10 protein-coding genes are annotated in these 13,240 nt (G+C 67.8%); 6 read left to right on the forward strand and 4 right to left on the reverse strand.

Features of this window, described 5'->3' with window-relative positions; genetic code table 11:
- Positions 1-26: 26 nt before the first annotated feature.
- Positions 27-1,277, reverse strand: coding sequence for a phospholipase D-like domain-containing protein (locus ACTQ49_RS01540; RefSeq protein ID WP_441826086.1), 1,251 nt, complete (start codon positions 1,275-1,277; stop codon positions 27-29).
- Positions 1,278-1,385: 108 nt separating this feature from the next.
- On the opposite strand from ACTQ49_RS01540, the gene ACTQ49_RS01545 reads away from it, so the two are divergent.
- Positions 1,386-3,905: a UvrD-helicase domain-containing protein gene (locus ACTQ49_RS01545; RefSeq protein WP_441826087.1), complete on the forward strand. Its 2,520-nt coding sequence runs from the start codon at positions 1,386-1,388 to the stop codon at positions 3,903-3,905.
- Between the two features lie 97 nt (positions 3,906-4,002).
- On the opposite strand, the gene ACTQ49_RS01550 is transcribed toward ACTQ49_RS01545, so the two are convergent.
- Both ACTQ49_RS01550 and ACTQ49_RS01555 read right to left on the reverse strand, forming a co-directional pair.
- Positions 4,003-5,163: a M23 family metallopeptidase gene (locus ACTQ49_RS01550; RefSeq protein ID WP_441826088.1), complete on the reverse strand. Its 1,161-nt coding sequence runs from the start codon at positions 5,161-5,163 to the stop codon at positions 4,003-4,005.
- Between the two features lie 128 nt (positions 5,164-5,291).
- Positions 5,292-7,031 carry a hypothetical protein gene (locus ACTQ49_RS01555; protein WP_441826089.1) on the reverse strand — a complete coding sequence of 580 codons (1,740 nt, stop codon included), beginning with the start codon at positions 7,029-7,031 and terminating at the stop codon, positions 5,292-5,294.
- A gap of 75 nt (positions 7,032-7,106) precedes the next feature.
- Here ACTQ49_RS01555 and ACTQ49_RS01560 point away from each other — a divergent pair, with 75 nt between their 5' ends.
- The 5 genes from ACTQ49_RS01560 (at position 7,107) to ACTQ49_RS01580 (ending at position 11,983) form a co-directional block, all read left to right on the forward strand.
- Positions 7,107-8,402, forward strand: coding sequence for a cell division protein PerM (locus ACTQ49_RS01560; RefSeq protein WP_441826090.1), 1,296 nt, complete (start codon positions 7,107-7,109; stop codon positions 8,400-8,402).
- Positions 8,403-8,419: 17 nt separating this feature from the next.
- Positions 8,420-9,010: a phosphoribosylglycinamide formyltransferase gene (gene purN / locus ACTQ49_RS01565; protein ID WP_441826091.1), complete on the forward strand. Its 591-nt coding sequence runs from the start codon at positions 8,420-8,422 to the stop codon at positions 9,008-9,010.
- Positions 9,011-9,095: 85 nt separating this feature from the next.
- On the forward strand, positions 9,096-10,658 hold the full coding sequence (gene purH, locus ACTQ49_RS01570; protein ID WP_441826092.1) for a bifunctional phosphoribosylaminoimidazolecarboxamide formyltransferase/IMP cyclohydrolase: 1,563 nt from the start codon (positions 9,096-9,098) through the stop codon (positions 10,656-10,658).
- Between the two features lie 123 nt (positions 10,659-10,781).
- A complete protein-coding gene (locus ACTQ49_RS01575; RefSeq protein WP_441826093.1) occupies positions 10,782-11,642 on the forward strand; it encodes a bifunctional methylenetetrahydrofolate dehydrogenase/methenyltetrahydrofolate cyclohydrolase in 861 nt (286 codons plus the stop codon).
- A 2-nt stretch (positions 11,643-11,644) separates the two neighbouring features.
- The gene (locus tag ACTQ49_RS01580; protein ID WP_441826094.1) at positions 11,645-11,983 is read left to right on the forward strand and encodes a DUF3017 domain-containing protein; all 339 of its coding nucleotides are present in this window, start codon (positions 11,645-11,647) and stop codon (positions 11,981-11,983) included.
- A 126-nt stretch (positions 11,984-12,109) separates the two neighbouring features.
- On the opposite strand, the gene ACTQ49_RS01585 is transcribed toward ACTQ49_RS01580, so the two are convergent.
- The gene (locus ACTQ49_RS01585; RefSeq protein WP_441826095.1) at positions 12,110-13,099 is read right to left on the reverse strand and encodes a malate dehydrogenase; all 990 of its coding nucleotides are present in this window, start codon (positions 13,097-13,099) and stop codon (positions 12,110-12,112) included.
- Positions 13,100-13,240: the final 141 nt, after the last annotated feature.

Consider the following 13,240-nt stretch of genomic DNA (forward strand, 5'->3'; position numbering starts at 1 on the left):
CCGAGGGGGTGAAGGACATGGAGCGGTCAGAACAGGGGCCGCCACGGCGCCAGCAGGGATTCGGTGAATTTGGCGACGGGGGAGCGGCGCACCCATTCCTGGCGGGTGAGCTCCAGGCAATTCGCCTCGTCCACTGCCCAGATCTCCTCCATGCGCGCCGCAACGGCCTTGTCGAGGAATTCGGCGTTGATCTCGTAGTTGCCGGCCAGGCTCAGACGGTCGAGGTTGGCCGTTCCGATCGTCGACCAGACGCCGTCGATGGTGCAGGTCTTCGCATGCACCATCGCTCCCTGGTACAGGAACAGACGCACTCCGTACTTGAGCAGGTCGTCGTAGAAGCCTCGGGAGAGCCAGTCGGCGACGACGTGGTTCGACTGGGCGGGGACGATGATGCGCACGTCGACGCCGCGCCGGGCTGCGGCGAACAGCGCGGCGGTCAGGTCGTCGTCGGGGATCAGATAGGCCTGCGTCATCCAGATGTGGTCCACCGCCCGGTCGATGGCCTCCAGGTACATGTTGCGGATCGGGTAGACAGAGATCTTGGGCGTGTTGCGGTGGATGCGTACCGACGTTTCCCAGGACCGCTGAACCTTCTGGACCAGTTCGTGGTTCGGCACCCGGCGGGAACCCAGCACGCCCAGGTGACGAAGATTCCAGTAGTCGACGAAGGCATTCTCAATCTCCGCAACCCCGGGCCCCACCAGGCGGGCATGCGTGTCACGCCACCGGTCGGCGTAGGTGTCGCCAATGTTGTACCCACCGAGGTAGGCGACGCGGGAGTCGACGACCAGGAGTTTGCGGTGGTCCCTGCCGATGTTCCGCGGGGTGGGCACGGGGCTGGCGATGATCGGATGGGTCTGGACCAGCACCGAGTCCGGGAAGCGGAAGAAGCTGCGGGGCACCACCAGGTTGGCGAACTCGTCGTAGACGGCGCAGACCTTCACGCCTCTTTCGGCGGCGTCCACGAGTGCCTGCTTGAAGCGGTGCCCCGTCGTGTCCCCCTTCCAGATGTAGGTCTCGAAGTAGACCGTCTCCGTGGCCGCGGCAATGTCGGCCAACATGTCTTCGTAGAGGTCGTCGCCGAAGGTGTAGATGGTGACCTGGTCCGCCCCTGCCTGGACTGGCAGGGGATCCGCGACGGGGAAGCGGTAGGGGAGGCGGTGACGGCGCTGGATGGAGTCCGCGACGGTGAGTCCCAGGGCGGTGGTGACCTGGGCGGCAAAGAGCCCCGCCATGGCGCGCGTCGCGAGGCTGCGCAGGGGGAATCGGCCAAGCATGCCCCCACGATAGCGACTCGCTGTGGTGGGGCTTCCTCGACGTCCCTGACGCCGGTCCATCCCCGGGTGGCCGCACCTGTCAGCGCCACCGCATAGGGTGTACCTGCCATGACTGACCTCCCCGCACCGCGTGACCTTGCAGCCCCCGACCTGTTCAGCGCCTTCGATCCCGAGCCCGCGCAGCACACCCGCCCGGCCCGGACACCGATGACGGCCGCCCCGGCGACCAGCACCAATGTCGAGAAGTTGCTGGAGGGGTTGAACCCGCCACAGCGCGAGGCCGTGCTGCATGCGGGCGGACCGGTGCTGGTGGTGGCGGGCGCAGGATCCGGCAAGACCCGGGTGCTGACGCGTCGCATCGCACACCTGGTGGCCGAACGCGGCGTCCACCCGGGCTCCATCCTGGCCATCACCTTCACCAACAAGGCAGCCGCGGAGATGCGCAGCCGCGTGGTCGACCTGGTGGGCAACCGGGCCAAGTTGATGTGGGTCAGCACCTTCCACTCGTCCTGCGTGCGGATCCTGCGTGCGGACATCGACAAGTTCGGCATGAACCGCAACTTCTCGATCTACGACGACACCGACGCCAAGCGATTGATGACCCTGGTCACGCGCGACCTGGAGATGGACGCCAAGCGCTATCCGGTCCGTGCCGTCATGAACTGGGTGAGCAACTGCAAGAACGAGCTGCTTGACCACGAGACCGCCCTGGCCCGGGCCGATGAGGGCAACGAGAAGGCCCTTGCGGAGGCGTACGCCGAATACCAGCGCCGTCTGGTGGCGGCCAATGCGCTCGACTTCGATGACCTGATCATGACCACGGTGCACTTGCTCCAGGCCTTCCCCGAGGTCAGGGAGGGCTACCGTCGTCGCTTCCGGCAGGTGCTGGTGGACGAGTACCAGGACACCAACCACGCCCAGTACCAGCTGATTCGCCAGCTGTGCGGCGAGCTGGACGTCGAGTTGACCGACGGGACGCCGGTGGTGGAGCCCCCCGAACTGATGGTGGTGGGCGACTCGGACCAGTCGATCTATGCCTTCCGGGGTGCGACGATTCGCAACATCCTGGATTTCGCCGACGACTTCCCGGGCGCCGACACCATCCTGCTGGAGCAGAACTACCGCTCCACCCAGAACATCCTCACCGCGGCGAATGCCGTGATCGGCCACAATCCCAACCGCCCCGAGAAGCGGCTGTGGAGCGACCAGGGCGAGGGAGCCCTGATCACCGGCTATGTCGCGGACACCGAGCACGACGAGGCGCAGTTCATCGCCACCGAGATCGACAAGCTGGTGGACGAGGGCAAGACGCGCTACGGCGAGGTGGCGGTCTTCTACCGCACCAATGCCCAGTCACGCGCCTTCGAGGAGGTCTTCATCCGCGTCGGACTGCCCTACAAGGTGGTCGGCGGTGTCCGTTTCTATGAGCGCAAGGAGATCCGGGACGCGATCAGCTACCTGCGCTCCATCGCCAATCCGGCCGATGACGTGAGCACCCGCCGCATTCTCAATGTGCCCAAGCGAGGCATCGGCGAACGGGCTGAGGCTTCGATTGAGGCCCTGGCTGTCAGCGAACGGATCAGCTTCAGCGAGGCGCTGGAACGGGCCAGCGAGGCGCCCGGCATCGCCACCCGCAGTTTCAAGCAGATCCAGGGATTTGCCGAGATGATGTCGCGCCACCGCCAGATGGTGGCCCAAGGCGTGCCCGCCGACGAGATCCTCACATCGATCCTGAAGGAATCGGGCTATTTGGAGGAGCTGGAGAACTCGAAGGACCCCCAGGACGAGACGCGTCTGGAGAACCTCGTCGAGCTGGTGGCGGTGGCGGGTGAATTCGTCGCCGCAGCCCACTCGGTGGACCTGCCCGCTGACGCCGAGCTCCTGCAGGAGGACGGCTCGGGGGCCGGTGACGAAGAGCAGCCAGGAGTCCTGCTGTCCGGGATGCCCGAGCCGGACGACAGTCTGCCCGCCTTCCTGGAGCGGATCGCGCTGGTGGCGGACTCCGACCAGATCCCCGATTCCGAGGACGGCGACGGTGTGGTGACCCTGATGACGCTCCACACGGCCAAGGGCCTGGAGTTCGACACGGTCTTCCTGACCGGCTTCGAGGACGGCGTCTTCCCACACATGCGGGCGCTGATGGACCGCGACGAGCTGCAGGAGGAGCGGCGACTGGCCTATGTGGGCATCACCCGTGCCCGCAAGCAGCTCTACCTCTCGCGGGCGGCGGTCAGGACAGCCTGGGGATCGCCCCAGTACAACCCGCCCAGCCGCTTCTTCGACGAGATCCCGGCGCACCTGATGGACTGGCGACGCACCGGCGCCGCGCTGACTGGGTGGGCCAGCACGTCGGCGACGCGCAGCAGCCAGGCACGCCAGGCCACCGGACGTCCTGGCAGCAACCGCACACTGGGGACGAGCACGGCCCCGACTTTCGGGGCGGGCAAGCCCGCGGTGAAGCATGTGGCCTCGGTTCAGCCGGGGGAGCGGGTGCTGCACTCCACCTTCGGGATGGGGACCGTCGTCGCCACCTCCGGAGCCGGGGACCAGATGAAGGCCGACGTGGACTTTGGCTCCGCCGGCCTCAAGCGGCTCAGCCTGAAGCACGCCCCCATGGAGAAGCTCTAGCCCTCCCCCTGGTGGGGCGGGATCGCAGGACAGCAGAAGTCCCGCGCACCGGTTGGTGTGCGGGACTTCTTTTCTGAGATTCTCTTTGGCGCTGGGGTCAGACGTGGACGCCCAGGGTCAGCAGGAAAGTCACAGGATTGCTGGTCGAGTAGACATCGCCCGGTGTGGTGCCCTTGGGGTAGTACTCGAAGTGCAGGTGCGGGCCGAAGGTGCGGCCCTTCATGCCGTTGTAGCCGATGATGGTGCCGGCCTTGACGACCTGACCCGGCTGCACGGTGTAACGGCTCATGTGGGCGTAGAGCGTCGAGCTGCCATCGGCGTGGTGCAGGACCAAGGCGCTGTCGCCGGCCCAGCCCTGGCAACCGCCACAGTTGGTGGCAGCGACACCGTCGGCCACGGCGCGCACCGGGGTGCCCACGGGAGACGGGAAGTCCTGACCGGTGTGCCAGCGGGACCACGAGCCGTACTGGCCCCAGGAGGCGCCGACGGTGTACTGACCGGGGGGCAGCGGGGTGGTGCCGCCCGCACCGCTGAGCGTGGCGGCAGGAGCTTCCTTGGGGGCATCCTGGGCTGCAGGCTGCCCCGACTGCTGCTTGGCCTTCTTGGCTGCCTCGGCCTTGGCCTTGGCGGCCTCCATGCCCTGCTTCTTGAGCAGTTCCTCGGCCTTGCGCTTCTCCTCGGCGATGCGGCCGGCCTCGGCCTTCACACGCGCGAGGTCTTCCTCGATCTGGTCATCGCGGCTCTGGGCACCGGCGTCGGTGGCCTCGGCTGCGACATTGTCGTTGATCTCGTCGAGGTTGCCCTGGCGGGCAACGGCGCCCTCGGCAGCAACGGCCTTGCTCAGCTCGGTACGTGCGGCATTGCGCGAGATGGTGGTGCGGCCGGCGTAGGCGGCCAGCGTGCCGCTGTTCTGTCCCTGCACCTTGCGGGCCTGGGCCACCTGGGACTGGACCTGCTGCTCGATGGTCAGCGCGTCAGGAGCTGCCACGGCGCGGGTGATGTCATGGGTGTTCTTGTCCTTGGAGACCGACGCGGTGTCGACCCGCTCGGAACCGGCGGACGAGGCGGCGATGACGCCACCGATGGTCACGAGGCCAAGGGTGCTGACGGCCAGCGCGGCGAAGCTTCGCTTCAGGACGCTGTTGCTCGGCTCCTCTTCAGCGGTGTCGAGGACACTGTCGAAGTCGAGCTCATCGGGGGTCTCCGAAACCTCCAGTACGCGCTTGGCGCGAACCCTCCGGAAGGGGGTGCGGGACACGGTTCTCCTTGGTGCAGACAGTGGGCTCATCATATGTCGCAGCGCCACATGGCCAACTGCTCCTGGATGAGGGTCCCGATCTCTCGGAACTCCTAAACCTTAGCATTTCTCAGGAAGCGTACACCAATTCACTCGGCCTGAGTGGCCCGTTCTCCGGCACGCACCGCGATCTGGCCCATCTTCGCGCCGCCCAGGTCATAGGACGCGCTCGGGTTGTTGACGAGGTACAAGACCTTGTTGTCGACGGTCACGACGGCGGTGCGGAAGCGGGCCGTCTCTGCGCCCCCCATGCTCTGCTGGACCAGCAGGGTGGTGGCCGTGATGGGGGTCTGACCTGCCTTTCCGCGGGCGGTGGCGGCCTCGGACAGCTTGGCGGTCTCCTGGCGGTCGGAACACTTGGAGAGGTTTCCTCGCAAGGTTCCCGCGAAGCTGTCGGCCGCCTTGGCATCCTTGAAGGTCATCGCAACCACGTCGACGCCGAAGGTCTGCGGGGCGGCATTGTCCTGGGTCATCAGGTAGGTGCGCTGCTCTCGCTTGGTCGGCCCGGCCACCGAGGCCAGCGACATGTTCTCGCACTGACTGCCCTTGGTGGTGACATTGCTCACGTCGGTGACCGACCACAGGCCCGCTCCCGGGGAGACGCGGGGCAGGTCGGAGATGTTCAGCCAGCCCGGTGTGCCGCTGCTGGGCAGGGTGGTGGCTGCAACCTTCGGCTGCTTGGCGCAGGCGCCCGTCGAGCGAGCACACTGGCGGTTGATCGTCGAGGCGGCAGCCTGCACCACCGGGGTGGGCCCCATGGCCTTCTTGGACTGTGTGACGTCATATCCGTGCACCGTGGTGCCGGTACGAGCCAGCAGGAGAGTGTGGTACTCGGGGATGGTGTCCTCGAAGACCACGGTCATCAGCATGGCCTCGTCGCCAACGCCCGTCACGGAGGACGCACTGAGCAAGTAGGTGGGGACGTCATCACACTTGGCCATGTTGGTGGCCCGCAGCTTGTAGGCCTGTCCGGCATCGGCCGTCGTGGCGAAGTTGTCGATCTGGTGGCGGGCGACCAGGGGCAGCGAGGACTTGGTGCTCAGCGTGCGCTGTTTGGTCTGGGTGGCATTCGGCTGGCCCGTGGTGGAGTTCTGGCAGTAGAGCCGGTGCGAGGTGGGGGTCAACTTCTGCAGGGTCTCGACGGCCGTCCAGCCCTGCCCCTTGGCGATCAGCTCGGCGTCCCTGGGAGTCATCAGGTCGCCGTCGACCACGGCCGGCGGCTTGCTCACGCTGGGAGTGGGGGTGGGGGTGATCACCACGACGGGCTTGCGGGTCTGCTGCAGAACCAGGGCGAAGGCGACCACGGCGAGCACGAGGGCCGCCGCGATCCACGGCAACCACTTCTTCCAGCCGCCGGCGGCCGGTGCCTCGGCGCGCTGTGGCGTGGGCTGCAGATCCGCTCCGGACTCCTCGTCACGATTCTGGGCGGCTCTGGCGCCCAGACCGGCGGCGGCGAGCATCGGGTCAGATGCGTCGGCCTCCGCCTCGTCGGCCTCATCGGGCAGCAGTGGCGCGGCCTCGTCGAAGACGTCGATGGGTTCCTCGTCCAGGACCTCCGTGTCAGGAGTCTCAGGGGCCAGCGCACCGACCACCTCGGAGGTTCGCACATTCTCACCGACAGCCGGCCGCATCCAGGCGCTGTGGTCGGCCTCGACGACGGCATCCTCTGGGGTAGGGTCGAACCCGCTTTCCGGTGCCCCCGGCGTGTGGGAATTGACGATCGACTCGTCCTGGTCACCGTCGACGCGGGGCATCGGGTTCTGCTCGTCGGTCACGCGGGTTCCTCCGGGAGTACGGGACAGGGGCGTCAGCCCCTGGTCATTGCTCATGCGGAGTTTACCCGCCGGGCACTCGGGCGGCGATTCATCCGCGCGGACAGGCGTGAAGCTGAAGGGTGGCAGACAGTGGCTTTCTCCAGGACCTCACGTGGCCGGGGACGCGACGACGGCAGGGGCACCCCCGTCGTCGGGACGCGCCACGGGCACCGGTCGATGCTCAGCCTCGTGCCGTGGCCGCTGGTCTGCGCAGCAGCCGCGTTGCTCACCGTGCTCGCCGGAGTGGTGCCCCCGGTGGCGCTGGCGACGGTGGCCTGGGTCCAGGCGCCCGATCTGGGTTTCTGGACCGTGATCGGTGCCGGCGTGCGTGGCTGGCTACTGGCCCACGGGGCACGCATCGAGGTGGGGGAGAATGTACTGGGCATCGTTCCGCTGGGGGTCAGCCTGCTGATCGTGCTCGCCGGCAGTGGCCTGGCGGCGGTGGCCGCCCAACAGGCGCGCACCGGCGCGAGCGAGGACTTTCCCCAGCGCGAGCGCCGCGACCTCGTCCTGCGGGTGGCGAGCATCTTCGTGGCCACCTATGTGGTCTGTGTCCTGGTGGCCGCCGCGTTGACCGATACGGGCAGCCAGACCGGCGTGGCCCTTCTGGGCGGGATCGTGCTCGGCGCTGTCAGTGCCCTGGTGGGGGCGGGCCGAGCCGTGGGCTGGGATCCGACGCAGTGGTGGCCACAGTGGGCTCGCGCGGTTCCCCGGGCGATCGGCGCGGCCCTGTGCGTGATGGGTGCCACCGGTGCCCTGGTCACTGGCATCGCCCTGTGGCAGCACCGTGGGGCCGTCGTGGACCTGCACAATTCGCTGGTCCCAGGGGTGGCCGGGGGCATTGCGCTGCTCGTGCTCCAGCTGGTCTGGCTGCCCAACCTGGTGATCTGGGGCGCCTCCTGGGCCCTGGGGGCCGGTTTCTCCGTCGGCACCGGCACCGTCGTCTCGCCGGCCCACAACCTGACCGGCACCCTGCCGGCGATTCCCGTGCTGGGTGCGATCGGTGCCAATGGCCCGGGCCCGCGGGTGGCTCTGCTGTGGCTGCTGTCCGGCGTGCTGGCTGGCATCGTCGCCGCCTGGGTCATCGTGCGCTCCCGGCCGGCGGCGCGTCCCGACGAGACCTCGCTGGTTGGAGGCCTTTCGGGAGTGCTCGCCGGGCTCTGCTTCTGGGTGCTGGCGCTGGTCTCCGGCGGTGACCTGGGCGTGGAACGGTTGGTGGGCGTCGGTCCGCGGCTGGTGCCGCTGGCCGTGATGGCGCCCACGGTGATGGGCATCTCGGGGCTGGTCACTGGTCTGGTCCTGGGTCTGCTCCAGGCACGACCGATGCCGGTGGAGGCCAATGCGAGCCCGCTGGATCAGGACGAGGAGTCCGGGCACGGCGGATGAGCCGATAGGCTTGGCCGGTGACCTATCGCGTGCTCGTCCTGGTGTCTGGCAGTGGCACCCTGCTGCAGTCCTTGATCGACGCCCGCGACGAGGGGCGGCTGGATGCAGAACTGGTCGCCGTCGGTGCCGACGTCGAGTGTGCGGGGATCGAGCGGGCCAAGGCGGCTGGGATCGACACCTTCGTCCACCCGATGCCGACGCTGCTTCGTCGAGGCACCGACGAGCGACTGGTCTGGGATGCCGCGCTGGCTGACCAGATGGCCGCGCACCAGCCGGACCTCGTGGTCTCCGCAGGCTTCATGAAGTTGCTGGACCGTCCCTGCATGGAGCGCTTCGGCGACCGCATCATCAACACCCACCCCGCCCTGCTGCCCGACTTCCCCGGTGCCCATGCGGTACGCGATGCGCTCGCAGCCGGCGCCACCACGACGGGTGCGTCCATCTTCTGGGTCAACGACGGTGTCGACACCGGCGAGTTGATCACGCAGGAGGCCGTCGAGGTACTCCCCGGCGACGATGAGGCCACGCTGCACGAGAGGATCAAGATCGTCGAAAGGCGCCTGCTGGTGGACGTCGTCAACGACTTGGCTCGCAAGGCCGCCTGCTGACGGCGAACTCTTCTGCCCACGCTGCTGCCCGTCGAGGCAGCACCCACAGACCATTCCCTACGGCACGAAACATTCAGGAGAAGCAATGAGTGACAACCGAATGCCCATCAAGCGCGCACTGGTGAGCGTCTACGACAAGACCGGGCTCGTCGAGCTCGGCCAGGCCCTCGCCGCGGCAGGCGTCGAGCTGGTCAGCACCGGCGGCTCCTACAAGAAGCTCGTCGATGCCGGACTGCAGGTCACCGAGGTCGCCGAGCTGACCGGCTTCCCCGAGTGCCTCGACGGTCGCGTCAAGACCCTGCACCCGAAGGTGCACGCCGGCATCCTGGCCGACCGTCGGCTCGAGGACCACCGCAACCAGCTCGAGGAGATGGGCATTGCCGCCTTCGACCTGGTCGTGAGCAACCTGTACCCCTTCACCCAGACCGTCGCCTCGGGGGCCACGCCCGACGAGTGCGTCGAGCAGATCGACATCGGCGGCCCCTCAATGGTGCGCGCCGCCGCCAAGAACCACCCCAGCGTCGCCATCGTCACCTCGCCGGACCAGTACGAGGACCTGACGCGTGCCCTGGCCGAGGGTGGCTACACCCTCGAGGAGCGCAAGCAGCTGGCGGCCGCAGCCTTCAAGCACACCGCGAACTACGACATGGCCGTGGCCGGCTGGATGGGCCACGTGCTCACCGATAGCACCGACGGCACCGGCTTCCCGGGCTGGGTGGCCGGCAGCTACGAGCGCCTCGACGTGCTGCGCTATGGCGAGAACAGCCACCAGCAGGCCGCCCTCTACAAGAAGAACTTCGGGCCCGAGGGCCTGGCCACCGCCGAGCAGCTGGGCGGCAAGGCGATGAGTTACAACAACTACGTCGACACCAATGCCGCCCACCGTGCCGCCTATGACTTCGACGCCCCGGCCGTCGCCATCATCAAGCACGCGAACCCTTGCGGCATTGCCACGGGCGCGGACATCGCCGAGGCCCACCGCAAGGCGCACGAGTGCGACTCGCTGAGTGCCTTCGGTGGCGTGATTGCCGCCAACCAGACCGTCACCAAGGCCATGGCCGAACAGGTCAAGCCGATCTTCACCGAGGTGATCGTTGCCCCCGACTACGAGGCGGAGGCGCTGGAGATCCTGCAGAGCAAGAAGAACCTGCGCATCCTGAAGTGCGGCGCCCCGGCCCGCGGCGGCGTCGAGACCCGCGAGATCGACGGCGGCCTGCTGATGCAGCAGATGGACGTCCTGCAGGCCGAGGGTGACAAGCCCGAGAACTGGACTCTGGCCGCTGGCGAGCCTGCGGATGAGCAGACCCTGGCGGACCTGGACTTCGCCTGGAAGGCATGCCGCTCGGTGAAGTCGAATGCCATCCTGCTGGCCAGTGACGGCGCGTCGGTGGGCGTCGGCATGGGCCAGGTCAACCGCGTCGACAGCTGCAAGCTGGCCGTCGAGCGCGCTGGGGAGAGGGCCAAGGGCTCGGTGGCCGCCTCCGACGCATTCTTCCCGTTCAGCGACGGCCCCCAGATCCTCATCGACGGTGGAGTGAAGGCCATCGTGCAGCCGGGAGGCTCCATCCGCGACGAGGAAACCATCGAGCTGTGCAAGGATCGCGGCGTGACCCTGTACTTCACGGGCACGCGCCACTTCTTCCACTGACCAGTCCCGTGGCCCGGGCCCACAGTCCGGTGGGAAGAACTCACGCGGCGAAGGGGGCAGAATGGCCCTGACACCGTGGACATGACGATGGCCCGGGACACAGGACGAGACGGAAGGGCAGCGATGACTGCAACCAGGATCGACGGCAAGGCGGTTGCCGCCCAGATCAAGGACGAGCTCAAGGTGCGCGTCGACGCCCTACGGGCACAGGGCGTCGTGCCCGGGCTGGGAACCGTTCTGGTGGGTGACGATCCGGGCAGCCAGATCTATGTGGGTGGCAAGCACAAGGACTGCGCTCAGGTGGGGATCGAGTCGATTCGCGTCGACCTGCCCGAGGACACCACCCAGGAGCAGCTCGACGAGGCCATCCAGGCCCTCAACGAGAACCCCGCCTGCACCGGCTACATCGTGCAGCTGCCGCTGCCCAAGCATCTCGACGAGCACCGTGCACTCTCGCTGATCGACCCGGACAAGGACGCCGACGGCCTGGCCCCGGCCAGCCTCGGCAAGCTGGTGCTCACCGAGCCCGGCCCGCTGCCGTGCACCCCGCGGGGCATCGTCGAGCTGCTGAACCGCTACGAGGTGCCGCTCTCGGGCGCCGAGGTGTGCGTCGTGGGTCGTGGCACCACCGTGGGACGCCCGCTGGGTCTCCTGCTGACCCGCAAGAGCGAGAATGCCACCGTGACGCTGTGCCACACGGGCACCCGCGATCTCGCGGCGCACACCCGCGAGGCCGACATCGTGGTGGCCGCCGTCGGCCGCGCGGGCTTCCTCACCGCGGACATGGTCAAGCCCGGTGCCGTGGTGATCGACGTCGGCGTCAGCCGAGTGGACGGCAAGCCGGTGGGTGATGTCGCGGCCGACGTGTGGGAGGTGGCCTCCAAGGTGACGCCCAATCCCGGCGGCGTCGGCCCGATGACCCGCGCGATGCTGTTGAGCAATGTGGTGGACCGAGCCGAACAGCTGGCCGGGCTGCGGGGCTGACGATGGCGCCCGCCACCGAGCAGCATGCGAGGGACACCGCCATGGCCCGGGCACGGGCCATGGCCGGTGGGGCGACGCTGAACCAGTGGCCCCTGACCGTGGTGCTGGCAGCACTCGGCGTGAGCCTGGCGATCACCGCCACGGGGCACTGGCGTCGTGGCGCCTTTGCCATCGGGTGCAGCGTGGTGTTGGCGGGTCTGTTGCGGGCCTTCCTGCCGCGGCGCGTGGCGGGGCTGCTGGTGGTGCGTCAGCGCTGGTTCGACACGGCACTGTTGCTGCTGGCCGGCGGGGCGATGATGGCCATCACGCTGGTGGTGCCACACTCCCGGCCCGGCTACTGACCCGTCACTGCCCCGGACAACTGGGAGTTCCAATCCAGAACCGCGAACAGGCCGCCACCCACATGTGGGTGGCGGCCTGTTGCGTGGTGCACCGCCGGATGCTTCCGGCAGGCAGTCACCACTGGGTCACTTGACGAAGCCGAGCTCCTTGACGGCAGCGGCCTCTTCCTGCAGCTCAGCCACCGACGCGTCGATCTTTGCGCGGCTGAAGTCGTTGATCTCGAGGCCCTGGACGATCTCCCAGTTGCCATTCTTGTGGCGAACGGGGAAGGAGGAGATGATGCCCTCCGGAACGCCGTAGGAGCCATCGGAGACAACGCCCAGGCTGGTCCAGTCGCCACCAACGGTGCCGAGCTCCCAGTCGTGCATGCAGGAGGCGGTGGCATTCGCGGCCGACGCACGGCTCGACAGGCCGGTGGCGTCGATGATCTCGGCGCCGCGCTTGGCGACCTTCGGGATGAAGGTGTTCTTCACCCACTCGTCGTCATTGATCTCCTCGAGCACCGGCTTGCCGTCCACCGTGGCGTGGAAGAGGTCCGGGTACATGGTGGAGGAGTGGTTGCCCCAGATGGTGAGGCGCTCGATGTGGCGGGTGGTGACGCCGAGCTTCTTGCCCACCTGCGCCTTGGAGCGGTCCAGGTCCAGACGGGTCAGGGCACCGAAGCGCTCGCGCGGGATGTCGGGCGCGTTGTTCATGGCGATCAGGGCATTGGTGTTGGCGGGATTGCCGGTCACCAGCACGCGGATGTCGTCGGCGGCCACCTTGTTGAGGGCCTTGCCCTGCTGGGTGAAGATGCGGCCATTGGCGCTCAGCAGGTCGCCGCGCTCCATGCCGGCCTTGCGCGGGAAGGCGCCCACCAGCATGGCGATGTTGGCGCCCTCGAAGATGGTCTCGGGGTCATCACCAATGACGACATTCTTCAGGTTCGGGAAGGCGCAGTCGTCCAGCTCCATGACGACGCCCTCGAGGGCCTTCATGGCGTGCGGGATCTCGAGCAGACGCAGCTCGATCGGGGTGTCGCCCAGCACGGCACCGCTGGCAATGCGGAACAGCAGGCTGTAGCAGATCTGGCCGGCGGCACCGGTGACTGCAACCTTCACGGGAGTCTTTTGCATGGGTCTTCCTCTTCTCGTCGACACGCGAACAGCAAAAACAGTACAGGTCAGCAATGCCCCAGGGGCTGCCCGCCACTGCACCTGTGTGCATCCTTCGCGGCAGGCGTCATGCTTTCTTGCAGAGCCTAGCCGGGCGGGTGG

This window comes from Luteococcus sp. Sow4_B9, assembly GCF_052116585.1.
Lineage (GTDB): Bacteria > Actinomycetota > Actinomycetes > Propionibacteriales > Propionibacteriaceae > Luteococcus.